Below are 24,264 nucleotides of genomic sequence, written 5' to 3'. Positions count from 1 at the left end.
GAGTCCGCGGCTGTGGATAAGTCCCCGTCCACGGTCCTGCGGAGGCCTGTGTTCGCCCCGTCCTCCGGTGTCGGCGGCGGCTCCGGCTGGTACGTCGACCTCCACCAGAATGCGGGGCATGCGACCCAAAAGACTTGAATAGCAGTCAATTTGGACAATTGCTAACGTTTCTGGTTCGAGTATTACTTCGCCGCGGTCTGTGGGCCACCGGTAGGCTGGTGCTGTGATTGACCTTCGCCTGCTCCGTGACGACCCCGACCGCGCACGCGCTTCGCAGCGTGCCCGAGGAGAGGACCCGGCGCTCGTCGACGCGGTGCTCTCCGCCGACGAGCGGCGCAGGAGCTCGACCGTCCGCTTCGACGAACTCCGCTCAGAGCAGAAGCAGCTCGGCAAGCGCATCCCGAAGGCGGAGCCCGACGAGAAGGCGACGATGCTGGAGCGCGCCGGCGAGCTCTCCCAAGCCGTCAAGGCGGCGGACGCCGAGCGCGCCGAGGCCGAGGAGCAGACGAGGGAGCTCGTCAGGCAGTTGGGCAACCTCGTGCACCCCGACGTCCCCGTCGGAGGCGAGGAGGACTTCACCGTCCTGGAGACGGTCGGCACGCCGCGCGACTTCGCGGCCGAGGGCTTCGCGCCCCGCGACCACCTGGAGCTCGGCGACCGGCTCGGCGCCATCGACACCGAGCGCGGCGCCAAGGTCTCGGGCGCCCGCTTCTACTACCTCACGGGCGTCGGCGCCCTGCTGGAGCTGGCGCTCGTCAACGCCGCCGTCGCGCAGGCCACGGCGGCCGGTTTCACGCCGATGCTCACGCCCGCGCTCACCAAGTCGCAGGCGATGGAGGGCACCGGCTTCCTCGGCCAGGCCGCGCAGGACGTCTACCAGTTGGAGAAGGACGACCTCTACCTCGTCGGCACCTCCGAGGTCGCCCTCGCCGGCTACCACATGGACGAGATCATCGACGTCGACCGCCTCCCGCTGAGGTACGCGGCCTCGTCGCCCTGCTTCCGCAGGGAGGCCGGCTCCTACGGGAAGGACACCCGCGGCATCTTCCGGGTCCACCAGTTCACCAAGGTCGAGATGTTCTCCTACGTCGCGCCCGAGGACTCGGAGGCGGAGCACCGCAGGCTGCTGGAGTGGGAGAAGGAGTGGCTCTCCTCGCTCGAACTGCCCTTCCAGGTCATCGACGTGGCCACGGGCGACCTCGGCGCCTCGGCGGCCCGCAAGTTCGACTGCGAGGCGTGGGTCCCGACCCAGGGGAAGTACCGGGAGCTCACCTCCACCTCGGACTGCACCGAGTTCCAGTCGCGGCGGCTCTCCATCCGGATGCGCGACGGCAAGCACGTACGGCCGCTCGCCACCCTCAACGGGACGCTGTGCGCCGTACCCCGCACCCTCGTGGCACTCCTGGAGAACCACCAGTTGGAGGACGGCTCCGTCTGGGTGCCGCCCGTGCTCAGGCCCTACCTCGGTGGCCGGGAGAGACTGGAGCCGATCGCCAAGTGACCGCAACCAACAGCGAGTTCCCCTACAGCCTCATCGCCACCGACCTCGACGGGACACTGCTCCGCGGCGACGACACCGTCTCGGCGCGCACCAGGGACGCACTCGCCGAGGCCGGCAAGAGCGGTGCCACGCACCTCGTGGTCACGGGCCGTGCCGTGCCCTGGACGCGGCAGGTCTTCGACGCGCTCGGGTACGAGGGGCTCGCCGTCTGCGGCCAGGGCGGGCAGGTCTACGACGCCGGGGCGCGCCGGATGGTCACCTCGGTGACGCTCGACCGCGACCTCGCACGGCGCGCGGTGGCGAGGATCGAGGCGGAGGTGGGGCCGCTGCTCCTCGCCGCCTCGCGGGACGGCGTCGACGGGGAGGTCGTCGTCGCGCCGGGGTACGCGGTGCAGGAGGGGCCGCTGCCGCACGTGCCCTGCACCGACCCGGAGGTGCTGTGGGCCGAACCGCTCAACAAGCTCTACCTCCAGCACCCCTCGCTCGGGGACGACGAACTCGCCTCTGCCGCACGCCGGCTCGCGGGGGACCTGGTCTCCGTGACGATGGCGGGTGCCGGCGTCGTGGAGCTGCTGCCCTCGGGGCTCAGCAAGGCGCGCGGGCTCTCGCTCGTCGCCCGGCGGCTCGGCGTGCAGAAGGGGGAGACCCTCGCCTTCGGCGACATGCCGAACGACGTGCCGCTGCTCTCCTGGGCGGGCCACGGCGTCGCGATGGCCAATGCGCACCCCGAACTCCTCGCCGTCTGCGACGAGGTGACCGCCTCCAACGAGGAGGACGGTATCGCCCTCGTGCTGGAGAGGCTTCTCGGTGGCTGAACGCCCGCGCCGCCGCGGCGACTTCGCCGCGGACCGCTGTGACCGTACGACCGTGTGCTCGTTGGGAAGGGTGCGCGGAGGCGACTGGAGTACGTGGCGACGAGAGTGCGTGAAGTGGCGGTTGCCGGTCCGAGGGCCGGTCGCAGAGTACGGGACGACATGAGCTGACCTCCGATCCTGGCTCCTGGATACGGACACCTGGCGAAGCCCCCCAGGCAAGCGGGGCGAGACCGTCATGTCCGCAGCTCCCCAGGAGGGATGGCTCGTGTACACCGAGTCCGTTCTGACGGAGTCGTGCAGTGCGCGCTCCGCAGTGGCCCACAGGGTCGAAGTCCTCGATCGCGTCAAGGCGTTGGCTCTCTCCCCGGATGGCGTGCGCGCGTCCACAAGGGACGTCGCCGCGTTCTTCGAGGTCGAGGTGAAGGTTGTGGAAAAACTCGTGGAGCGGCACCGGAAGGAGCTCCAGGAGAGTGGGATGGAGGTGTTGCGCACTTCTGACCTGCAAAAATTTGAGACCGACAGCTTGTCGGTCTCAAATGAGGGCGGTGCTGGTTATCCACAGGTGGGTTATCCACAGCGCCGGCGGCGACTCATGGTCTTCACCCGCCGCGCAGTCCTCAACGTCGGCATGCTGCTGCGCGACAGCGAGGTGGCCCGCAGGGTCCGCTGGTACCTGCTCGAAGCAGAGTCGGCACGGCGGGACGGCGCAGCCGCGGCGGAGAGCGGTTGGGCGACGTGTGAGGCCCGGCTCGACCGCGTCGAGGCGGCCGTCCACGAAATCGGCGTCACGCTGCGGGAGCTGGGCCCCGTGCTGGCCCGTATGTCGGGTCGGCTCGGTCGCCTGGACCGGCGGCTCGACGGGGTGGAGCAGCGGCTGGACCTCCTCGACCACCGGGTCGCCGCCGTCGAGCTGCGCACCGCGCACACCGAGCAGTTGATCTGCGGCCTCAGCCGCAGACTCGCTGACGGGCGCTGAGGCACCGGCAGTCGGGTGGCGCCGGGCCGTGAGCCCGGCGCCACCTGGGTCAACACGCGGGCTGTGGACAGGATCTGACGGTTATCCACAGGCAGCAACCACCCCTGTGCACGCCGAAGTCCGCGACGACGAGAGGCATTTCGCCGGCTCCTTCCACAGGGCCGACCCCAACACGCAACCCAACGAGCCCCCGTACACCCCCGGTTCACCCTTGCCGCACCCCAGCATGGCGCCACCCCTGCCCCGGAGAGAGAATCGACCCGCCGACAACCGGGAGACGGAGCGCGACGATGCCGAGGCACGCAGAGGAGACCGCTCGCACGCCGGTGGAGCGCCTCTCGTTCGGCCGCGAGGACGCCGAACGCGACATGGCCGAGGGCCTGTTGCGCGACGGCTTCCGCCCCACCCCGGCGTACCGGGACGTCGTCGCCGGGCGGAAGACGCTCGTCGTCGGCCGCAAGGGCACCGGCAAGAGCGCCATCTGCATGCAGCTCGCAGCGGGCGGCGCCGTCGCCGCCGACGCGCCGCCCGGCGCCGCGGCGCTCGCCCTCGCGCCGGACGACGCCGCCGGAGGCGAGCTGCGCCGCTTCGCGCTCCAGGGCCTCAACGGCGACACCGCGCGCTCCCTGATCTGGCGGTACGTCTTCGCCGTCCACGCGGCGAGGCACCTCGTGGACCACGCGCGGGAGGCCCACGGTCGCGGCAGCCGCGGAAAGGTGCGGAGCCTGCGCAGGTTCCTCAGGGACAACGGGGAGCTGCGCGAGGCGAACCTGGTGGACCGCGTCGTGCACGGGGCGAAGGCGCTGCGGACCTCGCTCGCCCTGGAGGCGTTCGGCTTCCGCGCCGAGCTCCAGCGGGAGGGCGGCTCCGAAGGCGCCCGCGCCCAGCGGCAGTTGGAGATCGTCGAGCAGGAGGTGGCCGGAGCCTTCCGGCGGCTCGGCTGTGCCGGTACGCACCCGCCGCTGCTCCTGCTCGTCGACCAGATCGAGCAGGTCTGGTCCTCCGACGAGGAGAGCAACTCCATGGTGATCGGCCTTCTCCTCGCGGCGAAGTGGGCCGCGGGCACGTACGCGCCGGCGCTGCGCTGCGTCCTCTTCCTCCGCTCCGACATCTACGACTCGCTCGTCTTCCCCGAGGGCGACAAGTTCCGCGGCGACGAGCTGCGCATCGACTGGAGCGCCACCGAGCTCAAAGAGCTCGTCCGTACCCGCGCCGCGGCCTCGCTGGGCAGGGAGTTGAGCGAGCGGGAGCTGTGGGGCGGTGTCTTCCCCGAGTCGGTCGACGGCGAGCCCACCGCCGAGTACCTCCTCGCGCGCTCCCTTGCGCGCCCGCGCGACGTGATCCAGTACTCCACCAGTTGCCGCGACGTCGCGTTCCGCAGCGGGCACCTCGCGCGGATCGAGCCCGAGGACGTGCGGCGCGCCTCGGAGGAGTTCTCGCGGTGGAAGCTGAAGGACCTGGTGCAGGAGTACATCGTCGTCCACCCCTACCTCGACCCGCTGCTGGCGCTCTTCCAGAACCGCGAACCCGTCGTCGGGCGAGGGGAGTTGGCGGCGAGGTTGGAGCGCTCGGCCGGCTGGATACCGCGCGAGTACCCGTCCTACTTCGCCGCGTCCACGTTCACGCCCGAGAGGGTCCTCGGCATCCTCTTCGAGGTCGGCTTCCTCGGCGCCCGCCGCGGCGAGCCCCGCCGCGCCGTCTACGCCACCGCCAACCACCTCGGCGTCCAGCCCCACGACGACGAGTTCGAGGTCCACCCGTGCTTCCGCCCCGCGCTCGGCGTCACGCGCCCCCGCCAGGACGCGCGGCACGGCTCCGAGGAGCTGTCCACGTCGCGGAGCGTCCTCTACGCCCAGAGCGGGCGCGGCAGTTCACCGGTCTACCTCCTCCAGCGCGCCTCGGCCACCTGCCGGGGCCTCAGGGAGAGGGCCGAGGCGGCGGACGTCTCCGAGCGGGAGCACACGCTGGCGAGGGAGGCGGTGGAAGCCCTGGAGGCGCGCACGGCGGCCCTGCTCCGGGAGGCTCCCGGGACCGCCGAGCAGTCGGCGCACCTCGGATGGGTGGTGACGCGGCTGCGCCGGTACGCCGTCGAGCTCGGCGGGGTGGAGGAGCCGACGCGCGCCAACACCTCCCTCATCCGCAGCTTCCACGAGGCGGCCGACCACCTCACCCGGCTCGGCGGCGGCTCCTACAGCGGCAGCGGCAACTCCGGCTGAGCGCCCCTCGGTAGGTCACCCGAAGAGGAACGCGGCCGACGTCAGGGCACCCAGCCCCGCGCCCGCCACCGTCTGCGCGACGGTGTGGTACCCGAGCGCCACCCGCGACCAGCACACGGCGAGCGTCATCGCGTACCCGAGGAGCCAGTACGGCGAGTGCACAGCGGCGAGCAGCGCGATCACCGAAGAGGCGACGGCCGCGTCGACGGAGATCTTCCAGACGGTGTTGACGGCGAGGAGCACCACCGTCATCGCCCAGAGCGCCAGCATCGTCACGAGGATGCCGGTCGGCGCGGAGCCGAGGACCATCACGAGCGAACCGACGCCGATGGAGCCGAGGATGACGAGGAAGATGGGCGCGCGCTTCGTCCGGTCGACGACGTGCCGGTCGCCCCAGGTGCCGCGCTTGCGCTCCCACTCGATGTAGCCGGCCGGGATGATCCCGGCGCAGACGGCGCCGAGCAGGCCCCAGGGGATGCCCGTCCAGTCACCGGCCGCTGCGAGACCTATCCCGAGCATGCCGGCGAGGAGGACGTTGCGCGGCTGGAGTACGTCGGTGACGGTACGGGCCGTGGCGGTGGCGGTCGTAGGGGCTGCGGTACTCACGCTGTCTGCTCCAGGGACTCGAGGACCTGCTCGGTTCGGGCCGGGGGGATCGTGCGGTACTCCCGCGCCACGCGGACGAGCCACGCTACTTCGTCGTCCTGGTCGCTCGCGTTCTTGGGCTCGACGGCCGCCGCCCGTCCCGCCTCGGCGCCGTCCCGGTGTGCGAGGAGCGCGGCCTTGATCCAGTACGCGTCGGTGCGGGGCCCGGGGTCGGCACCGGTCCCCTCGGTGTCGGCCTCGGCAGCCCGCCGTGCCGCGTCGAGGAGGTCGTCGGGCACGTAGTGCCGCAGCTTCTCCACGGCGTCGGCGATGTCCGCTGTCCAGCGGTCGACGCGCAGGTCGGCGGGGGTGTCGAGGCGGGTGAGGTCGCGCATCCTGGAGCGGGGCGGCTCGAAGGGCTGGTCGGGGAAGGTCGTCATCAACTCGCGCCACAGCGGGTGGAGTCGGGCCTGCGCCCGCCAGAGCCGGGCGCGCCGCCAGCCGTTGCTGAAGGCGGGCAGGGAGGCGCCCAGGGCGAAGAGAGCGAAGAGCACCACCTGTGCAGCCTCGGTCGCCCGGTCGAATTCGCGGGCGAACGCCGCGCTGGGGTTGTCGACGACGCTCACCCAGAGGAAGAGCGTCCGGCTCACCGTGTAGGCGACGCCGATGAACATCGCGCACGTCATCATCCCCAGCCCGATCCGCAGGTGCCGGCGGACGGCGCCTGCGGTGGCGAGCGCCCACTGGTACGCGCAGACCGCGGAGGCGGCGCCCAGGAAGAGGTAGAAGACGGACATGTAGAGCGTCGCGCCCCACTGCCCGGCGTGGTCGGAGACGAACCGGTCGGAGGGTACGGACCGGTCGACGACGGTGAAGAAGAGCACCGTCAGCAGCACCAGCGTCGCCAACGCGGCCTTGGCGACGACGCGTTGGACCACCCGCGCGAAGCGCACGTGCCGGGGGACGGGTCCGCCGTCCGGGTACCGGCCGTAGATGGCGACGATGTAGCTGAGGATGGCGAGGATGGCGACGGTCGCCGTGTAGTGCTTGATGAGGACGGCGAGGTCGGTGACCTGGCTGTTGTTGAGCGCGGTCCGCACGGCCTCGGTCTTCGTCCACAGCGCGGCGGCGAACCCGGCGTAGCAACCCCACAGGGCACGGCGCCGTTTGTCCTCCTCGTCGCCCCAGAGAGCTGCCGGCATCCGCCAGAGTGCGACGGCGGTCATGAGCCCGGCTACCAGGTAGCCGGCGAGGTCGAGGGGGGTCACTTCGCGTGTCCTCTGGTCGGTGGGGGAGGGGCGGCGCCGGTGCGGGCCGTCAGGGGCCGTGGCGTCCGAAGAGGCCGCGGCGCCGGTGCGCCACGGGCCTGGAGAGCGAGTTGGCGAGGCGGCCGACCATGTCGTCGCTGGTCAACTCCCTTGCCATGCGCGGGATCAGGGAGGCGCCGAACTCGGCGATCCGCTCGTCGTGCGTGTCGTACTGGGCGCGGGCCTGGATCGGCCCCCCGCTCCGCAGCGCTCGGTCGATGTCGGGCGGAAAGGGGCTCGGCTCCTCCGGCTCCTCCGCCGGGGCGTCCTCGGGCGCGGAGAGCATCCGGGAGATCAGCGAGGTGTCGAAGACGGGGAGGAGCCTGCGGAGTTGCCCGGCGTCGAGGCTCGTTCCGTGGTCGAACCACTCGTGGCAGAGCTCGTGGAGGATGACGTGCTGCGTCTGGTACGCGGTGGGCCGGCGGCGGTAGAGGACGAAGCTGGTCGTGCCCGACTTCAGGCGCAGGCCGCAGGCGGAGTCGACGCTGGCGAGCCGGTCGGGGAGCTCGTGGAGGACGAGGGTGCGCCCTGCCGCGCGCTCCATGTTGGCGACCAGCTCGGGTATCCCGAAAGGCGAGGGGAGAGGCAGGTCGGCGAGACCCGCCTCGCACTCCCTCCGCAGCTCGCGTATGGACATGGATACCTCGTGATCCTCGTTCCACCTGTCCGCCTCGGTCCCCCGTCGCGGCTGCGGACGCCTCCCGTTACCCCTCCGGTTTCCCGCTGCGCTCCCGCGGCGTCCCGGGGCGGCTCTCCGCTTCGGACCCCTCCAGGAGAGAGAGTGCCAACTGCAGCAGCTCCGGCGGTAGTCCATTCTCCCCGACGCCGCGCCCTGCGAAGCCGCTGATCTCTCCGGTCCGCCGTTTCGCGAGGAACTGGAGCCCGGCGACGACCTCGTCGACGACCTCGGACTCCTCCTTGAAGAACCGCCAGTCGACGCCGAAGCCGAGGCCGAGCGCCTTGAGGATCTCCTCGGAGGGGTCGGTGACCTTGCCGGCGAGGATGTTGGAGAAGTAGCTGTGGGAGAGCGATCCGCCGCGCTCCCGCACGAGTTCGGAGAAGTACCGACCGGAGATCCGTTCGCCGGGGAAGGTCTTCTCGACCATGTACGCGACCTTCTGCTGCAGCGTCCTGAGCTCGGGCGTCTGCTCGCCGCCGTCGTCCATCCTGGCCCCCACGTGCACGTCCGCCGCTTGCGCGGTGCGGCGCCGCGCGGTCATCCGTCAACGGGCTCGTACTGTAACCGACTCCTCGGTCGGTCCTCCGGGGCGCAGACCACCCCGTGGGCAAGTGGATTGAATCGTTGTGGAGTTGAGCCCGGTTCTCGTCCGGGCTTGCATAAGAACTCTACGTCACTGTTAACTCGAAAAAACACGGACAGGGGACCGCGAGGGGAGTCCCCTGCCCGTGTACGACTTCACCGCATTCCGGAGGTGCAGGGCAAAAAGGACGTCAAGTGGCCGCAGCGGCACGGGAGTTGGACTCGACCGGAGGTGTGCGTCCCGCCACACCCCTCCGGGGCTCCCCGGTGGGTGGCAAAGGTGTAGCCCTTCACGACGGGGGATGCGTGAAGGGCTACCCGTGCATTATGACACCTCGTCACCCGCTCCCGACAGCCGTCCCGGATACTCCTCCGCGACTGTCGTCCGCAGGAACGGACTCACCCGCCTGCACTGGCCCACATCCCGGTAAAGGCTCCTATAACTGCCTATTTTCTCCTTGCCGCACCGCGTCAGGGAGAGGACAGGGCCGCCATGCCGACGCCGCCGGACCGCACCAGACCGCTGCGGGGAGCGCTGGCCGTACTCCCGCTCGCCGCCGCTCTCCTCGCCGCCGCGCCCACGCCGGACGCGGACGGGGCAGGCGCCGACCGCGCCACGACGCACGCCCCCGCGGTGACGGCCTCGGTGTCGGCGGTCGAGCCCCGCAGCCGTCCGGGCGGCCGGATCGCGTATCGCATCCGCTACGCGTGCTCCGCAACCGCCGCCCCCTGCAAGGGAGTCCGGCTCACCGCCGCTCCGCCCGAGGGCGGGAGTCCGGACGGCGGCGTCGTCCCCGGTTCGGGTCGCGGCACCGAGAATCCCGACACCCGGTCCGTCACCGGCGGCGGTCCCGTCGTCTTCGACCTCAGGGACCTGCGCGGCGGCACGACGGGCGAGCTCGAGGTGGACTGGCGCCTCCCCGACCGGGCACAGCGCACGGCCTACCGCCAGACCGTCCTCCTCACCGCCGACGGCCGACCCGACGCCCGCCTCACCTCGGGCGCCGCCACGACCGGCGCTCCCCGCCTCGCAGCCGCCCTCCGACTGGTCGGTCCGCCGGCGAGGGCCGACGGACCGACCACCTACGAGCTCCACGACTGCGCCCCCGCACTCGGCTACCGCGACCTGCGGCTGCGTGTCGCCCTCCCCCGCGGCACCGTGTTCAAGTCGGCTACGGGCGGCGGCACTTGGGACCCGGCCTCCTCGACGATCACTTGGCAGGTGCGACATCCCTCCCCGAACGACTGCGACCGCCCGCGCCGCACCTACTCGTTCCAGGTCGTCCCTCCCCCGAGCGACCGCCCCGGGCCCTCCGACGTCCGCCTAGACGCCACGGCCACCGCCACCGCCCCGGAAGGCCCCGCGACCGCCCGGCGCACCCTCGTCCACCCGCTCGACGACCGACGAGCCTCCGAGCAGCCCCGTCCGCGGACGGGGGACGGCTCCTCCGCCGTCGCCGACCTCTTCGTCCGCACCCGGCAGACCCCGGAGTGGAGCAGGCACGCCCGCCTCCCCGCCGCCCCGGACGCCGGGCCGATCGACCACCGTCTCCGGGTCACCGACCGCGGCGGCGGCCGCCTCGGCGACCTCGTCCTCTACGACGTACTCGCCCGCAAAGGCGACACCGCGTCCGGCGCCCGCCCCCGAGGCTCGACCCGGAGCCCCCGCTTCGCGCGGACGACCGACGTCCCCGCCGGGGTCCAAGTCGCCTACTCCGCCTCGGAGAACCCCTGCCGCCCCGAACTCTTCCCCGACGGCCAGGGCCCCTGCGAGGACGACTGGACGACCGCGCCCCCACCCGACCCCTCCCGCGTACGCGCCCTGCGCTTCAAGGCGCCCGCGCTGCCCGACGGCGGACGCCGCCCGCTGCGCATCGACTACCGGATGACGGCCCCCGACGAGCCCACCGGAGCCGACCCGGGCGCGACCCGCGCCGACGTCGCCTGGCACGCGACCCGCCGCGACGCCTCGGGCGAGACCCACCCGCTCCTGCCGGCCACGTCCCGGGCCGCCGTGCTCGACCGGTACGGCGGCCGCGTCACCGGCCGGGCCTGGAGCGATGCCGACCGCGACGGCCGCAGGCAGCCGGACGAACGCCCCCTCCGCGGAGTCGAGGTGACCCTCCTCGACGCGGAAGGCACCAAGACCGCCACCACCCGCACCGCCGCCGACGGCTCCTACGCGCTCGCCGCCCCCTTCGGCCGCTGCACGCTCGCCTTCGCCCACCCCGAAGGACGCGCCTTCACCCGCCGTGCGGCGTCCGGAGACCCGGCCGCCGACAGCGCCGTACACCCGCGCACCGGGCGCACCACCGCGGTCACCACCCCCGACCGGCCCGAGGCCCTCGTCAACGCAGGTCTCCTGGAGCCCCGTTCGACCGGGAGCCCGGCCCTCGGCGGTCCACGGCAACAGGAGGCAGCGCCCGAGAGGACCGGTTTCCCCGTCCTGGAGCCGGCCGTCGCGGCCGTGGCTGCCGCCCTTCTCGGACTCGCCACCCTCGCGCGGCGCCGGCGTCGGAGCGAGCCACATGGCGGGGACTGAGCCGAGGGGCTGCGCCGCTCCGGTGCGTCGGCAGGGCGACTTCGGCCACGTCGTGCGCGAGCGCGGTACGGGTGCCGCGGATGCTGGTGCGCAGACCGGCGCGCGCCCGCCGGCCTGCACGGCGCACGACCCCGGGGGGCGCCGGGCGAGGCACGCCCGGCGCCCCGACCCACCCGAGAGACGGGAGCACGCACCATGAGCGAACGATCCGCCCTCCATGCGACGTTCACCCTCGAACGCGACTACCTGGTACCTCCGGAGCGGACCTTCTCGGCCTGGGCGGACCCCGTCTCCAAGTCCCGCTGGTTCGCCGGCGTCGACGCGGACCACGCACTCGACTTCCGCCTCGGCGGCCAGGAGGTCACCCGCGGCATCGGCCCGGACGGCTGGGAGCTCACCTACACCTCGACCTTCCACGAGATCGTCCCCGACACCCGCATCGTCTACAGCTCGACCCTCTACGGCGGCACCACTCTCGCCTCGGTCTCCCTCACCACCGTCGAGTTCCACGCCACGGACGAGGGCACCCGCCTCGTCCTCACCGAACAGGGCTCCTACCTCGACGCCCAGGAGGACCCGTACTGGCGGGAGCGCGGCACCGCCGACCAACTCGCCGCCCTCGCCACGACGTTGCTCCGCCCGGACGAGGAGTGACCCGGCCCGTGCGCCGGCGGAAGGTGACGGACGTCACCTTCCGCCGGACGCTCAACGCCGCGTCCCTCCCCTGCGTCCGGGAATCAGGGGGCGCTCCCGGGCGTTGGCCCGGTCGTCCGCGCCCACCCGCACCGAGGTGGTCCTCGCTCGCACCGGCCCGCGGACGTCCGGCGTACGCACGGTACGCAGCGGTGGCCAGAAGGGAGAGCAGAGCTGTGCGGCGCTGCCCGCGCACATGGCGAAACTCGGAGGCGGAACCGCCCCGGGACGTTCAATAATCGGACGAGTGACGAAGCCTCGGGGGAGGAGACCCGTCATGCGTACGGTGTGCAGGACCGCCCCGCGGAGATGCCCGGAGGGCGTTGCCGCGGCCGGGGACGAGCCGCGGTAGCCGCCTCCGCGCTTCCGCCCGAGCGCGAGGAGGCCCTGCCGCCCTGCTCTCCTCCGTCCAGCGGCAGCGGCACCCTCGCGAGAGGCGTGCCGGAGGCCGCACCCGACCGACCAACGGTCCCGGCGCACGCCGCGGCCGACCGCCACCAGCCTGTGAGGAATGCCCCGCCGTGACCGAATCCGTGACCTCAGCGGGCCCGGACTCGCCCCGCGCCGAGACCCCGGCGCGTGCCCCCGTACTCATCGCCGTGCTCGTCGTCTCGGCCTTCGTCATGATCCTCAACGAGACGATCCTGAGCGTCGCGCTGCGCGACCTCACCGTCGACCTGGGGGTCTCCACCACCACCGTCCAGTGGCTGACCAGCGGCTTCCTCCTGACCATGGCCGTGGTCATCCCCATCACCGGTTTCCTGCTGGAGCGCTTCACGGCGCGGCAGATCTTCCTCGTCTCGCTGACGCTCTTCAGTGCGGGCACGCTGATCAGCGGGCTGGCCCCCGGGTTCGGGGTGCTCCTCGCCGGGCGGATCGTCCAGGCGTGCGGCACGGCCGTGATGCTGCCGCTGCTCATGACCTCGGTGATGCGCCTCGTCGCTCCCTCGAAGCGCGGCGCCACCATGGGCACGATCAGCATCGTCATCGCCGTCGCGCCCGCCGTCGGCCCGACCGTCGGCGGAGCCGTGCTCGCCTCGCTCGGGTGGCGCTGGATGTTCTGGATCGTGCTGCCGCTCGCCGTCATCGCGCTCGCCTTCGGCGCGGTGTGGATGCGGCTGGAGGGCGAGACCCGACAGGTCCCGCTCGACCTGCTCTCCGTGCTGCTCTCCGCTGTCGGCTTCGGCGGCGTCCTCTACGGGCTCGCCTCCATAGGCGAGTCGGGCGGGGGCGAGCACCCCGTGCCGCCGTGGGCGCCGATCGTGGTCGGTCTCGTCGCGCTCGCCGCGTTCGTCTGGCGTCAACTCCGGCTCCAGCGCGACGACCGCGCCCTGCTCGACCTGCGCCCGTTCGCCATCCGTACGTTCAGCGTCGCGCTGGTCCTCTCGGCGCTGCTCTTCATGTGCCTGCTGGGCGTGGGCTCGATCATGCTGCCGCTGTACCTCCAGACGGTCCTGGACACCAGCACGTTCGTCAGCGGCCTCGCCGTCCTCCCGGGCGGCCTCCTGCTCGGGCTCCTCGGGCGCCCGGTGGGGAGCCTCTTCGACCGCTTCGGCGCCCGTCCGCTCGTGATCCCGGGGGCGCTCGCCATGGCGGTCTCGCTCTGGCTCTTCGCCCTGCTCGGCCCCGGCTCCCCGCTCGCCGCCGTCATCGCCATCCACCTGCTGCTCATGGGCGGCCTCGGCCTGATGATGACGCCGCTGATGACGGAGTCCCTCGGCGCCCTCCCCGACCACCTCTACTCCCACGGCAGCGCCATCCTCTCCACGCTCCAGCAGGTGGCGGGTGCCTTCGGCACGGCGGTCTTCGTCACCGTCGCCTCGCTGGGTGCGGCCGCCGGCTCCTCGGTGCCGGACGCCGCGGGGCTGCGTACCGCGTTCATGGTCGCGGGTGTCATCGGCGTGCTCGCCTTCGCCGCCTCCCTCTTCGTCAGCCGCAGCCCCCGCCCGTCCCGCCTCCACGCCTCGGGCCCCGGGGCGACGGAGCCCGAGCGCGCCCCCGCGCCGGCGGCTCCTGAGGCGTAGCCCTGCCTCACGACCGACCCCCCGTCCTGTGGCGGGGGTTCGGTCGGTTCACGTCTCCTGGCGCGACGGTGCCGTCAACCCGGCGGTGACGAAAGGCGACGACCGTGTCCGTGGCGGGGAACGCCCAGGACTCCGCGGGCATCTTGGCGAGCGGGCGGCCGTAGGTCTGCATCACGAGGTCGAAGGCGAGGCGGCAGCGCTCGGTGACCTCCTGGGGAGACAGTCCGGGCAGCGCGCGCCCGACCAGCACCTCGAACGGCGCGGGCGCGAAGAGGCTCGGGGCGCCCGGAAGCTGCCCCGTCGGCACGTGCGAGGAGGTGGCAGAGCACGCGGCCGTCGCGGGGCGGGCCACCGGGTCATAGGCGTCGACCTCAGGGACGCCGACGTCGTCGCCGGCCTCGGCACCGAGGACGGCAGGCGGCACGCCGTCGAGGAGGCCCTCTCGCTCGGCGGCGGCACCCTGGACGGAGTCGCCGCCGTCGCCGGCGTCGGACCGGACATGCGGGACGCCTCGGCCGTCGTATCGATCAACTACTTCGGTCCCGTCGGCCTGTTGGAGGGCCTGCGTCCGGCCCTGGAGCGCTCGGGAGCGGGGCGGGCCGTCGTGACCGGCTCGAACTCCGCCACCACCGTCCCGGTGATCGACGACGCACTCGTCGACCTGCTGCTCTCCGGCGCGAAGAACACCGCCCGCGACCACGCCGCTGCCACGCAGCGCGCGATGCCCGCCGAGGCGCTGGGGGCGTCGCCCAGCATCTCGGCTTACGCGACGTCGAAGCTCGCCCTCGCCCGCCGGGTCCGGCGCACCGCCGTCGACCCGGAGTGGAGCCGTCGCGGCGTGCTTCTCGACGCGATCGCGCCCGGCGCCGTCGTCACCCCGCTGATGACCGGTTCCATGGGCGCCGCCCCCGACCCGGACGACTTCCCGACTCCGATGCCGCTCGGCGTCTTCGGAGAACCGGCGGACACCGCCTTCTGGATCGAGCAGTTCCCGCGCCCCGAGGCCCGCTTCACCACGGGCACGATCCTCTTCGTCGACGGCGGCACGGACGCCGCGCTGCGCACCGACGCCCAGCCCACGGCGATGCGTCCCTGAGCACGGGGACGGCTCGCCGCGGCGCCGGGCCCCGTTGCCCCGTGCCGTCGGCCGCGACCGTCACCCCGCGGTCGGCAGGGCGTCGGCCCCCCGACGGTCGCGCCCCCGGGCGACCAGCACGAGCACCACGCCGAGCACCACCCACCCGGCGAGCACGAGCGCGGGCGCGCCGGCCCCGGCGCCGTCGAAGAAGGCGTTGGTCCGCAGCAGGCTGCCGGAGGCGCCCGGTGGGAGGGCCTGACCGAGCGCAGCCCAGCCGGCGGGCAGCCAGTACGGCCCGGTGGCGAGCCCCGAGAGGGGGTTGCCGAGGAACATCATCACGGCGGCCCCGAGGCCGAGGCCGACGAAGCCGAAGAGCGCTTCGAGCCCGACGAACGTGGTCGAGAGCGCCGCCATGCCCAAGCTCAGCCCCAGCGCGGTGAGCCAGTAACCGCCGTCCAGCGAACCGGTGCCGTACTGGAGGACGGCGGCGACGACGGCCCCCGCCACGAGCGAGAAGAGGAGCGCGCCCGCCGACCGCAGCCCCAGTCCCTTTCGTCCGCGGAAGAGGCGCCCGAGGAGGACGGCGGGGAAGACGCCGCCGAAGATCATCGGCAGCGCCGCGGACGAGAAACCGGCACCGCGCGGGTCGTCCTCGGGGAACGGCACCAGGTCGTGGACGGTGGCCTGCGCCTCCTGCCGGGCGGCAAGGCCGTCGCCCACGGTGGTCAGCGCGCCGGCCGCCATCGGGCCGCCCGCCGTGGCGGTGTAGACGTCCATGCCCCCGCTGCTCGCGGCGAGCCCACCGGCGATCTCCCGGTCCCTGACCGCCGACTCGAGCGCCTCGGGACTGTCGTAGACGGTGACGTCCCACGCGTCGCCTGCGAGCTTCTGCTCGGCGGCCCGGGTCACCTGCCCCGGCCCGGCGACGCCGATCGGAACGTCGTGGGGACCGCCGTGGACGCCCGGCAGCGCGAAGGCGCAGAGCATCACGGTGACGAGGGCGGCCATGCCGAGGACCACGGCCACCAGCTTCGCCCCCGCGCCGCGGGCTCGGGTGCTCGTCTCGACGTCGCTTGCAGGAGGGCTGGGCATGGTGACCTTCTTCTGTCGGGAGGCGCCCGGTGCCCCGGCGCACAACTCACGGAGCCCCGCCGCGCAGTTGGCTGGACTGAGTAATGAGTACAGGCTAGGTTTATCTCTGTGTCAACGGACGATGAAAAAACTCCGACCGGTTCCGTACCCGCAGAGCTCGTCGAGGCAGCCCTGCGCGCCGCCGAAGCCCGCGGCACCGCCGTGGCCGACGTACCGGCGCTCGCGATCGCCCGGAAGGCAGGCGTCTCCCGCAGCACCCTGATGCGCCGACTCGGCGGAACCCGTCGCGCGCTGGACGAAGCCGTGCGCGCGAGGGGCGTGGACCCCGGAGGCCAGAAGTCCGTGCGCGACCGGGCGGTGGATGCCGCAGCCTCGGTCATCGGCGAACACGGCCTCGCTGCGGCGACGTTGGAGAGGGTGGCGTCCACCGCGCAGTGCTCGGTGCACAGCCTCTACGCCGTCTTCGGGAACCGGGACGAGTTGCTGTTCGCGGCCTTCGAGCGCCACAGCCCCATCCTCGACGTCGAGGCGGTGCTGGCCGTCCCCGACGAGCCTCTTGAGCAGCGGGTCCGCCGCATCCACCACCTTGCGGCCGAGGCACTCGGCCGCGAGCCCCGCGTCCTCCCGGCCATGCTGGCGCAGGTGCTCGCCCGGCCCGACGACCCGTCCGTGCAGGAGGTGGCCGCGCGCATACTCCAACGCATACTCGACGGCGTCGGCCAGTGGCTCGCCGCCGAAGCAGCAGCCGGCCGTATCCGGGACCTGCCTCCCCTTCTGCTCCTCCAGCAGATGATGAGCCCGCTCCTGTTCCACTTCCTCCTGCGCCCGGCCCACCGCTCCGTTCCCGAAGCAGAACTCCCGGTCACGGAGACCGCCGTGGAAACCTTCACCCAGGCCTTCCTGCGCGCCGTCGAGGCACCTGAGCGCTGATGACAGGGGGCGTCCACCGTGCGGCAGTTGAACGTACCTGCACCTCCGGAGGCCCGCTCGGCCGCACGTCGACGCCCCTTCCTGCCGGCTCCGCGCCGAGCTCGGCCTGCGCGGTCTGCTCGGCCTCTGGCCGACCCGGTACCGACCGCCCAGTGGCGGCTGCCTTTTCGACCGGCTTACGGAGTGGGGGCACGACTGCCGCTCGCGTCGACGCGGGAGCGCAGGGGCCGCTGTGGCGCCTCGCGGCGGCGCTTGTCCGTGCGGTCGGTGCGGGTGTCGGGTGGACATGGCCGACGGGTTCCGCGGCGCTTGTCCGTCCGCGCGGTGGGGGCGTTGGGTGGCCAATTGCTGCTCAGGGCTTACGCGATCGTGAAGCCGTAGGCTCCGTCAGACCGTCCCGGGCGGTGCCGCCTCGAGCATCGAGCGCAGCCCCGTCCTACAGAGCAACCGCGGGACGAGGGCCGCTACTTGACGGGCCGACCGACAGTCGGCGATTCCGCCACCGTGACGCCCGTCCCGAACCGACGCAGGCGCGCTGCGCGGCTGTGCGTCGACCTCGGAGCAGTGCGCACGTCCGGGCACGGCGTACCGAACGCGGACCTCGAAGCGAGCACGGACGGTCAGCGTCGGACAGGAGACGGGTTGCTCGTCGGCGTCCGCACGGCTCGTTGGAGGCAGCGCAGCCGCTGCACACCGACCGCGCCGGCCGACGGGTCGGCACGGAGGGGTGTGCTGCGACCGCACAGGGAGCACAGGCCCACGGTGACCTCCTGAGCCAAGAGTCCGGACAGCGCGAGGTTGCTCCTCGGTTCCTCGCGCGCTCGCCGACGCTCGTGTGCGTCAACCGACGCGTCGTCGGCTCGGCCCCGCCGGACCTGCGCACCTACTCATTCGACGGCGATCTCCCCGGATTGCGAGGGAACGGCGTCGAGCGCGGCGAGGGTCTCGTCGTCGAGAGCGATCCCGCCGGCCGCCACGTTGGCCTCCAGGTGCTCGAGGTTGGCTGTGCCCGGGATGAGCAGCACGTTGGGGGCGTGGTGGAGCAGCCAGGCCAGCCCGACCTGCGAGGGGGTACGACCCAGGGACCGAGCGGCGGCGAGGACGGCGGGCTCGTCGGTCACCTTCGGCATGCCGGGGAAGGCGCTGCCGAGAGGGAAGTACGGAACCCAGGCGATGTTCTCGGCAAGGCAGAGCCGAAGCATCTCCTCGTCGTCGCGCGAGACCAGGCTGTAGGCGTTCTGCACGCAGCCCAGACCCACCGGGAGCGCCCGGCGCAGCTCGTCCATGCCGACGTTGCTGATCCCGATCGCGCCGATCTTGCCCTCGTCGCGCAGGGCGGTCATCTCGGCGAGCTGGTCGTCGATGTCGACGAGCTGCTCACCCTCGGCGCGGAGACCGGGGCCGCGGACGGCGCGGCGCAGGTTGACCAGCGGGATCTGCTCGAGTCCGAGACTGGCGAGGTTGTCCTCGACGCCGGCGCGCAGCTCCTCGGGCCGCTGGGCGAGACGCATCGGGTAAGGCCCGCCGGGGTCGGGCGTGGCGCCGACCTTGCTGACGACGAGGACGCCGTCCTCGTCGCGTACCGCCTCGCTGATGACCTCGTTGGCGAAGCGGTTTCCGTAGAACTGAGCGGTGTCGATGTGGTCGATACCGAGCTCGACCGCACGGCGCAGGATGCCGAGGGCCGCGCCGCGGTCGTCCTGGAGGCGTTCCAACTGCATGGCTCCGAAGCCGATGCGCGAGACGGTGCGGCCGGCGAGCAGGCCGGCCCCGCCCGCGCGGGACGCTCCGTCGGACGTGGATTCGGAGTGAGGGGTGGAGGACGTCATGAGCTGCCGTTCTCGTGAGACGCTGGGACAAACGGAGGAGCCTCCGTTAAGTCGGCCAGACTACCGGAGGAGCCTCCGTTTTGAGTGCGACCGAGCCACCGCCTTCCGCCCGAACACCCGGACCGGGAGCTCCCGCACGCGCCGACGCCCGGCGCAACCGCGAGAAACTCCTCGCCGCCGCCCGCACCGTGTTCGCCGCCGCCGACGACACGGTCGCGCTGGAGACCGTCGCCCGCGAGGCCGGCGTCGGCATCGGCACCCTCTACCGCCACTTCCCCACCCGCGAAGCACTCGTCGAAGCCGTCTACGCCGCCGAGTTGGACGACGTCACCACCAGCGCCCGCACCCTGCTCTCCGAACTGCCGCCCCCGGCCGCACTACGCGCATGGATGGACCGCTACGCGGCGTTCGTCACCACCAAGCGCACCATCATCGCCACCCTCCGCACCGGCTGGTCCGCAGGCACCATCGCCACCCCGGCCACCCGCGAACGCCTCACCACCGCGATAGCGACCATCCTCACGGCCGGAGCCCGAACCCACTCACTCCGCCCGGACATCGACCCCGACGACGTGACCACGATGCTGCTCGGCACCTTCCTCGCCACGGCCCCCGGCGACGACCCGGACCGAACGGCTCGCCTGCTCGACCTGATCACCGATGCGCTCCGGCCGCTGGCGGACGGGCACACCGGTACTGACGCTGCGTCGTAGCACTGCGTGTCCCCGCGCTGATCCGGCAATCACCGTACGCAGCACGCTCGTTGACCGGCCGGCCCACCGAGCCGGCAGTTGCGTGCACTTCCCCCGGTACCGCCGACTGCCCGGTGCCGACGGTTACTTACGCGCCCAGCGCGACGGCCCGTGTAGCCATCGGGCATGTAGCGCCTGTACCGATCCCGGTCACCCTCGACACGGTCGCCGAGCGACAGGAGCCGTCATGGCACGCGTCCTGTCTGGCCTGTTGCTGAAACGCTGCGCTCTTTGGACGTGGCTGAGGAGGCGGTCTGCGGGTGCGGGAGCTGGTGGCGTTGGCGCGGAGGTACGTCCGTGACCTGCCCGCTGCCCTGGGCAGAGCTCGCTCGCAGGCTCATGCTGCTCTCCCGCAGCCCCGGCAGACAGACAGCCGGGCAACGTCCCTGATCGGCGGGCTGTCGTGGCCTCCGGAGCCGGTGACACTCCCAGGCCATGCGTGCGACTCGGGGAAAAGCCGAACCGACCCCGGAGCCAGGCGCCCCATGGCGGGCGACCGGGAAGGTGAGGGGATGCGTAAGTCCTACCGCGAGGTGTGGAAGGCGGGGGAGTTGAGGTCCTTGTGGACGGCGCGGGCGACCGTCTCGATGTGGTCGATGCCGTCGTCCATCGTCTCGTTGTCCTGCGAGAGCACGGAGATCGTGTAGTCGTGGCCGGCACCGGTGAACGCGCCGAGGCTGTGCACGCGCCAGCCGTTCGCATCCCGTTCCAGCCAGCCGTTCTTCACGTGCGTCTCGGCTTCGTCCGGCGCGCCTGCCGGGGTACCCCAGCGCTGGGAGGGGATGACAGCACCGGTGAGCTTGAGGATGTAGGCGCGGGAATCGTCGCTGAGCACCGGGTTCGCGTGCGTCACCAGATGCAGGAGCTTTTCCTGTTCGTTGGCGTTGACCTGGGTGAGCCCCCAGGCCAGGTCCGGGTCGAGGGTGGTGTTGGTCATGCCCGCGGCCTGGAGGAATCCGTTGATCTTGTCCGGTCCGAGCTGCTCCCACAGCGTGGTGGTGGCGTCGTTGTCGGACTTCGTGATCATGTCGGTGGCGAGCTCCTTCTCCTTCGCCGTCAGGGCGCGGCCTTCCTTCTGTGCGTCCCAGAGCAGCGTGGAGAGGACCGTCATCTTCACCGTGCTGGCGGAGTCATAGTTGCGGTCCGCATCCACGGTGCACGTCGTGTTCGTGGTGCGGTCGTGGAGGCTGACCGACGTGGTGTTGGCGGAGTCCTCCAGCGCCGAGTTGATGTCCTCGGTGAGTTGCTCGGCGAGCTCCGGACTGTCCGAGGTGCAGACCGCGGCCTGCGGGGTGGCCGCGTGGGCCGATCCCATCGAGGCGATCGTCGGTATGAGAACCCCGGCGGCAAGCACTGCCTTCGAAGCCAGCCCGTTGTGGGAGGTGTTGGTTATTCGTCGGTGGCGGCCCATGGTGTGCTGTCCGTTCTACGCTGGTGCATTTCGTCACACGGGCGCCTTCACTCGGCCGAAAGAAACCGCGCTCTTGCTCCCGTGCCCGTGTCCTGTGTGACGCAGCTATGGCGGCGGAGGTTCAAGAACACGTCGAGTCAAACAGAGTCGTTTCCATTTGCACACAATATTTGAGCCCTTAAAAGGGGCATACCGGACGATTGGGGGCACGTGGCGGCGGGCGTCGAGGCTTCGGTGACCGTGTGTTGGGAATGCGCGCGCAGAGTCATTGTTGCGGCGATTGGTGAGTCACGACGCAGTGCTCAACAGGGATGCGAGCCGAGTCCATGCCCCGGTGCAGCGTCCTCTCCACGGCCTCGTCAACCCTTGCTCTGCGGGTCTGTCCCCGTGACCCGCGCCGCTACGGCCTAGTGCTTGCTGCAAGAGCTGGCTGCAACCAACACTTTTTAAACAGGCCCTAGGTGTGTTGTTCGGGGAGGTCGGTGACGCGGCTTGCTGGTGTGCCTCCGCCCCTCCTGGCGGTGCCTAAGCTTCCGCTGTGGACGACACCGTGGATGGCGTGGGCATCAGACCGGGCAGCCTGGCCGACGCACCGGCCATCGTGGACATGCTCGACTCTGCGGTGGTGTGGATGAACGAGCGCGGCAACACGGAGCAGTGGGGCACGACGCCGTATTCACGGAAGTCCGGCGGGACGGCGCGAATTCAGCGGTACACGACCGAAAGTCCCAATACATCGCGGTGTTGGGGGGCGTCACTGTCGGAGCGATGGCGTTGGGTTCCGGGCCCAGTCCGCAGGTGCCGATTGCGCCGGCCGCGGAACCCGAGGGCTACGTTCGATTGTTGGTCTCCGACCGACGGCACATCGGCATGGGCATCGGAGCAGCCCTGCTGACCCATGCCGCCGAGGAGACCCGGCGGGCCGGCGTGAGGCTGCTGCGGGTCGACTGCTGGGCGGGCGGCGGGGGCGAACTGGTCGCGTTCTACGAGCGCAACGGTTTCACCGCAACCGACCGCTTCCAGTCCGGCTCCTGGCCCGGACAGGTACTGGCACGCAGCCTCGTCTGACGGCCACACGCTGGTCCACCGAAACCGGCACTCCGACTCGGGACAGCGCCCCAGGGCAGCCACCGCGCGCTACCGAGGGCGGCGGGCGCCGCGTTCGGCCTGCTCGCTGTGGGAAGAGTGGGCGGTCATCTGGCCTTCCCACTTCCGGTAGTGCAGCCCGACTTCGGTGAAACCAGCCGGTGGCAACCGCGTTGAGCTGCGAGCAGGAGCTGCGGTGTCTTCGGCGACCGGAAGTGCCGTCCATCCGCCGAGCGCGAGGAGGAGTTCCTTGCGCGCGCACAGCGTCGCCGGGTGGACCTGTGCGCGGTAGTCGTGGGTCTTCCAGTGCTCCAGCACGACCCGACGTCGATCGGCCGGGTTCCGAGTCGCCCGGGAAGCCCTGCACGGTCCCGTCGGGGAGGAGGCCGAGCACCCGGGAGGTCGCTTGCCCCTTGAGCGAGGCGTACGCAGCCTATTCGTGGACGACAGTGACGACGCCGATCAGCGGCACGGCGAGCACCGCTGTCTCGCGGACACTCAGCCCCTTGCGCAAGCCGTGCTAGCTCTCGCGCTCCACCGCGTTCGTCGAGAGTCGGCACACCGGGCAATCTTGCCGACCCGGTCCGACACCACGCTGAAGGACACCCCGTCCCGCACCGGCCAGTCGTCGGTCGGAGTGCTGACCTATCCGCACTCCGACCGACGACCGTCAGCGTGAGGTCGCCGATGAACTGGACGCACTCGTCAGGGCCGAGCGTCGGAAGGCCAACGCGGAAAGCGGCGACGGGCTTTCCGGCACGCAGCGCTGAACCGGTCGCGCACGCAAGAACCCCCAGGCGCATGGCCCGGGGGTTCCTCGCTGAGCGGGCGACGGGAATCGAACCCGCGCTCTGAGCTTGGGAAGCTCATGTTCTACCATTAAACTACGCCCGCGCAAAGCCGGAGTTGTCCGGCTCGGCCTCCGATACTCTACCCCATGCCGGTCCCTCGCTGCACAGAGCGAGGGACCTTCTCGTTGTCGGGGGAGACGGGGGTGAATGTGTTCGGTGGTGTCCGTGGGCTGGGTGAACGGCCTTCGGGTGGTGTGGAGTCGGTGGTGGTTGTCAGGGCGGGGCGGGGGTGTGTGAGGGTGCGGGGCGGGGTGTTCGTGACGTTGCTTCGGGGGGAGTTCCGAGGCGTACGGTGGAGGCGGAGCGCCGCCTCCGAGCTGGTCCGGAGCATCCCCTAATGTGGCATTTGTCGTCCACGTACTTGGGGAGAGGGTGCCGATGGAGTCCACCGTTGTGGAGTGCGCCGAAGGGCACGTGTTCAAGACCTCGACGTTCCCGATGCAGAACCTCGGCGCGAACCGGATCGGTCCCGGTCGGCTGCTGAGATGTCCGCGCTGCGGCCGACTGCGCCAGGCCGTTCCCGTGGCGCACCGCAAGCGCTGAGGAACGGTGCGGCCGGCCCCCGTCCGCCGTGGCGAACAGACAGCGAGCGGACGGCGAACAGCGGGCGCCGCAGCAGAGGTTCGGGGTAGCCGACAGTGCCGTCGGCGGTGCGCCCTGTCACGGGGTCGGTCCGATTGGGCCGGCCCCGTTTCGTACGCGTACTCTCGGTCCGTGCTTCTCTCAGACAAGGACATCCGGTCCGAGATCGACGACGGCCGGGTGCGGATCGAGCCGTACGAGCCGACGATGGTCCAGCCGTCCAGCGTCGACGTCCGGTTGGACCGCTACTTCCGGGTGTTCGAGAACCACCGCTACCCGCACATCGACCCGGCCGTCGAACAGCCCGACCTCACGCGGCTGATCACCAGCGAGGAGGGTGAGCCGTTCATCCTCCACCCCGGGGAGTTCGTCCTCGCCTCGACGTACGAGGTGGTCACGCTTCCCGACGATCTCGCCTCGCGCCTGGAGGGCAAGAGCTCCCTCGGCCGGCTGGGCCTGTTGACGCATTCCACCGCGGGCTTCATCGACCCGGGGTTCTCCGGGCACGTCACGCTGGAGCTGTCGAACGTCGCAACGCTGCCGATAAAGCTCTGGCCGGGGATGAAGATCGGGCAACTGTGCATGTTCCGGCTGACGTCGCCGGCCGAGGAGCCGTACGGCTCGCCCCGCTACGGCTCCCGCTACCAGGGCCAGCGAGGGCCGACGCCCTCGCGTTCCTACCTGAGTTTCCACCGCACGCAGGTCTGACGGCCAGAGCGAGAGGCAGCGGAGC

Annotated in this window: 21 protein-coding genes, 1 tRNA gene and 1 pseudogene; 13 read left to right on the top strand and 10 right to left on the bottom strand. The window is 71.6% G+C overall.

Features of this window, described 5'->3' with window-relative positions; translation table 11 throughout:
- The first annotated feature begins 223 nt into the window (after positions 1-223).
- The 4 genes from serS (at position 224) to F603_RS0121545 (ending at position 5,508) form a co-directional block, all read left to right on the top strand.
- Positions 224-1,501 carry a serine--tRNA ligase gene (gene serS / locus F603_RS0121560; protein WP_019548033.1) on the top strand — a complete coding sequence of 426 codons (1,278 nt, stop codon included), beginning with the start codon at positions 224-226 and terminating at the stop codon, positions 1,499-1,501.
- On the top strand, positions 1,498-2,316 hold the full coding sequence (locus F603_RS0121555) for an HAD family hydrolase (protein ID WP_019548032.1): 819 nt from the start codon (positions 1,498-1,500) through the stop codon (positions 2,314-2,316). Before serS ends, F603_RS0121555 begins: the two co-directional genes overlap by 4 nt.
- Before the next feature lie 235 nt (positions 2,317-2,551).
- Positions 2,552-3,292 carry a hypothetical protein gene (locus F603_RS0121550; protein ID WP_245600863.1) on the top strand — a complete coding sequence of 247 codons (741 nt, stop codon included), beginning with the start codon at positions 2,552-2,554 and terminating at the stop codon, positions 3,290-3,292.
- A 290-nt stretch (positions 3,293-3,582) separates the two neighbouring features.
- A complete protein-coding gene (locus F603_RS0121545; RefSeq protein ID WP_019548030.1) occupies positions 3,583-5,508 on the top strand; it encodes a P-loop ATPase, Sll1717 family in 1,926 nt (641 codons plus the stop codon).
- A 15-nt stretch (positions 5,509-5,523) separates the two neighbouring features.
- Here the strand turns inward: F603_RS0121545 and F603_RS0121540 are convergent, their stop codons facing one another.
- From F603_RS0121540 to F603_RS32570, 4 genes are all read right to left on the bottom strand, one after another.
- Positions 5,524-6,114, bottom strand: a complete 591-nt coding sequence (locus F603_RS0121540) for a phosphatase PAP2 family protein (protein WP_019548029.1) — start codon at positions 6,112-6,114, stop codon at positions 5,524-5,526.
- Positions 6,111-7,361: an MAB_1171c family putative transporter gene (locus tag F603_RS0121535; protein ID WP_019548028.1), complete on the bottom strand. Its 1,251-nt coding sequence runs from the start codon at positions 7,359-7,361 to the stop codon at positions 6,111-6,113. The genes F603_RS0121540 and F603_RS0121535 overlap by 4 nt, the downstream gene beginning before the upstream one ends.
- Positions 7,362-7,410: 49 nt before the next feature.
- A complete protein-coding gene (locus F603_RS0121530; protein WP_019548027.1) occupies positions 7,411-8,037 on the bottom strand; it encodes a hypothetical protein in 627 nt (208 codons plus the stop codon).
- A gap of 67 nt (positions 8,038-8,104) precedes the next feature.
- Positions 8,105-8,620, bottom strand: coding sequence for a hypothetical protein (locus F603_RS32570; protein ID WP_019548026.1), 516 nt, complete (start codon positions 8,618-8,620; stop codon positions 8,105-8,107).
- Between the two features lie 534 nt (positions 8,621-9,154).
- Between F603_RS32570 and F603_RS0121520 the strand changes: the two genes are divergently transcribed.
- The 3 genes from F603_RS0121520 to F603_RS0121510 all read left to right on the top strand — a co-directional run bounded on the left by F603_RS0121520 (position 9,155) and on the right by F603_RS0121510 (position 13,920).
- A complete protein-coding gene (locus tag F603_RS0121520) occupies positions 9,155-11,203 on the top strand; it encodes an SdrD B-like domain-containing protein (protein ID WP_019548025.1) in 2,049 nt (682 codons plus the stop codon).
- 195 nt (positions 11,204-11,398) lie between these two features.
- A complete protein-coding gene (locus F603_RS0121515; protein WP_019548024.1) occupies positions 11,399-11,857 on the top strand; it encodes an SRPBCC family protein in 459 nt (152 codons plus the stop codon).
- A gap of 560 nt (positions 11,858-12,417) precedes the next feature.
- Positions 12,418-13,920, top strand: a complete 1,503-nt coding sequence (locus F603_RS0121510) for a DHA2 family efflux MFS transporter permease subunit (RefSeq protein ID WP_019548023.1) — start codon at positions 12,418-12,420, stop codon at positions 13,918-13,920.
- Between the two features lie 7 nt (positions 13,921-13,927).
- Here F603_RS0121510 and F603_RS34245 read toward each other — a convergent pair whose 3' ends face one another.
- Positions 13,928-14,227, bottom strand: coding sequence for a hypothetical protein (locus tag F603_RS34245; protein ID WP_019548022.1), 300 nt, complete (start codon positions 14,225-14,227; stop codon positions 13,928-13,930).
- Here F603_RS34245 and F603_RS0121500 point away from each other — a divergent pair, their 5' ends adjacent.
- Entirely contained in the window at positions 14,228-15,016 is a 789-nt protein-coding gene (locus tag F603_RS0121500; RefSeq protein ID WP_019548021.1) for an SDR family oxidoreductase, read from the top strand.
- 60 nt (positions 15,017-15,076) lie between these two features.
- On the opposite strand, the gene F603_RS0121495 is transcribed toward F603_RS0121500, so the two are convergent.
- Positions 15,077-16,090, bottom strand: coding sequence for a hypothetical protein (locus F603_RS0121495; protein WP_026328617.1), 1,014 nt, complete (start codon positions 16,088-16,090; stop codon positions 15,077-15,079).
- A 108-nt stretch (positions 16,091-16,198) separates the two neighbouring features.
- Between F603_RS0121495 and F603_RS0121490 the strand changes: the two genes are divergently transcribed.
- On the top strand, positions 16,199-17,020 hold the full coding sequence (locus F603_RS0121490; protein ID WP_019548019.1) for a TetR/AcrR family transcriptional regulator: 822 nt from the start codon (positions 16,199-16,201) through the stop codon (positions 17,018-17,020).
- A gap of 887 nt (positions 17,021-17,907) precedes the next feature.
- Here F603_RS0121490 and F603_RS0121485 read toward each other — a convergent pair.
- Positions 17,908-18,849: an aldo/keto reductase gene (locus tag F603_RS0121485; protein ID WP_019548018.1), complete on the bottom strand. Its 942-nt coding sequence runs from the start codon at positions 18,847-18,849 to the stop codon at positions 17,908-17,910.
- An 80-nt stretch (positions 18,850-18,929) separates the two neighbouring features.
- Here F603_RS0121485 and F603_RS0121480 point away from each other — a divergent pair, with 80 nt between their 5' ends.
- Positions 18,930-19,562 carry a TetR/AcrR family transcriptional regulator gene (locus F603_RS0121480; RefSeq protein WP_019548017.1) on the top strand — a complete coding sequence of 211 codons (633 nt, stop codon included), beginning with the start codon at positions 18,930-18,932 and terminating at the stop codon, positions 19,560-19,562.
- Positions 19,563-20,124: 562 nt separating this feature from the next.
- On the opposite strand, the gene F603_RS0121475 is transcribed toward F603_RS0121480, so the two are convergent.
- On the bottom strand, positions 20,125-20,916 hold the full coding sequence (locus F603_RS0121475; protein ID WP_019548016.1) for a serine hydrolase: 792 nt from the start codon (positions 20,914-20,916) through the stop codon (positions 20,125-20,127).
- 703 nt (positions 20,917-21,619) lie between these two features.
- Between F603_RS0121475 and F603_RS32560 the strand changes: the two are divergent.
- Positions 21,620-22,080 (top strand): annotated as a pseudogene (locus F603_RS32560) (GNAT family N-acetyltransferase).
- 69 nt (positions 22,081-22,149) lie between these two features.
- On the opposite strand, the gene F603_RS32555 reads toward F603_RS32560, so the two are convergent.
- Both F603_RS32555 and F603_RS0121455 read right to left on the bottom strand, forming a co-directional pair.
- Positions 22,150-22,416 (bottom strand): hypothetical protein, encoded by a 267-nt coding sequence (locus F603_RS32555; protein WP_019548014.1) that lies wholly within the window; start codon positions 22,414-22,416, stop codon positions 22,150-22,152.
- Between the two features lie 505 nt (positions 22,417-22,921).
- Positions 22,922-22,992 (bottom strand) — tRNA-Gly (locus F603_RS0121455).
- 335 nt (positions 22,993-23,327) lie between these two features.
- Between F603_RS0121455 and F603_RS35435 the strand changes: the two genes are divergently transcribed.
- Positions 23,328-23,492 (top strand): hypothetical protein, encoded by a 165-nt coding sequence (locus F603_RS35435; protein ID WP_016906056.1) that lies wholly within the window; start codon positions 23,328-23,330, stop codon positions 23,490-23,492.
- A gap of 171 nt (positions 23,493-23,663) precedes the next feature.
- On the top strand, positions 23,664-24,239 hold the full coding sequence (dcd, locus tag F603_RS0121445; RefSeq protein ID WP_016906055.1) for a dCTP deaminase: 576 nt from the start codon (positions 23,664-23,666) through the stop codon (positions 24,237-24,239).
- Positions 24,240-24,264: the final 25 nt, after the last annotated feature.

It is taken from the genome of Streptomyces sulphureus DSM 40104 (assembly GCF_000381025.1).
GTDB classification, from domain to species: Bacteria; Actinomycetota; Actinomycetes; order Streptomycetales; family Streptomycetaceae; genus Streptomyces; species Streptomyces sulphureus.
This window is presented reverse-complemented; position numbering and strand designations above follow the sequence as displayed.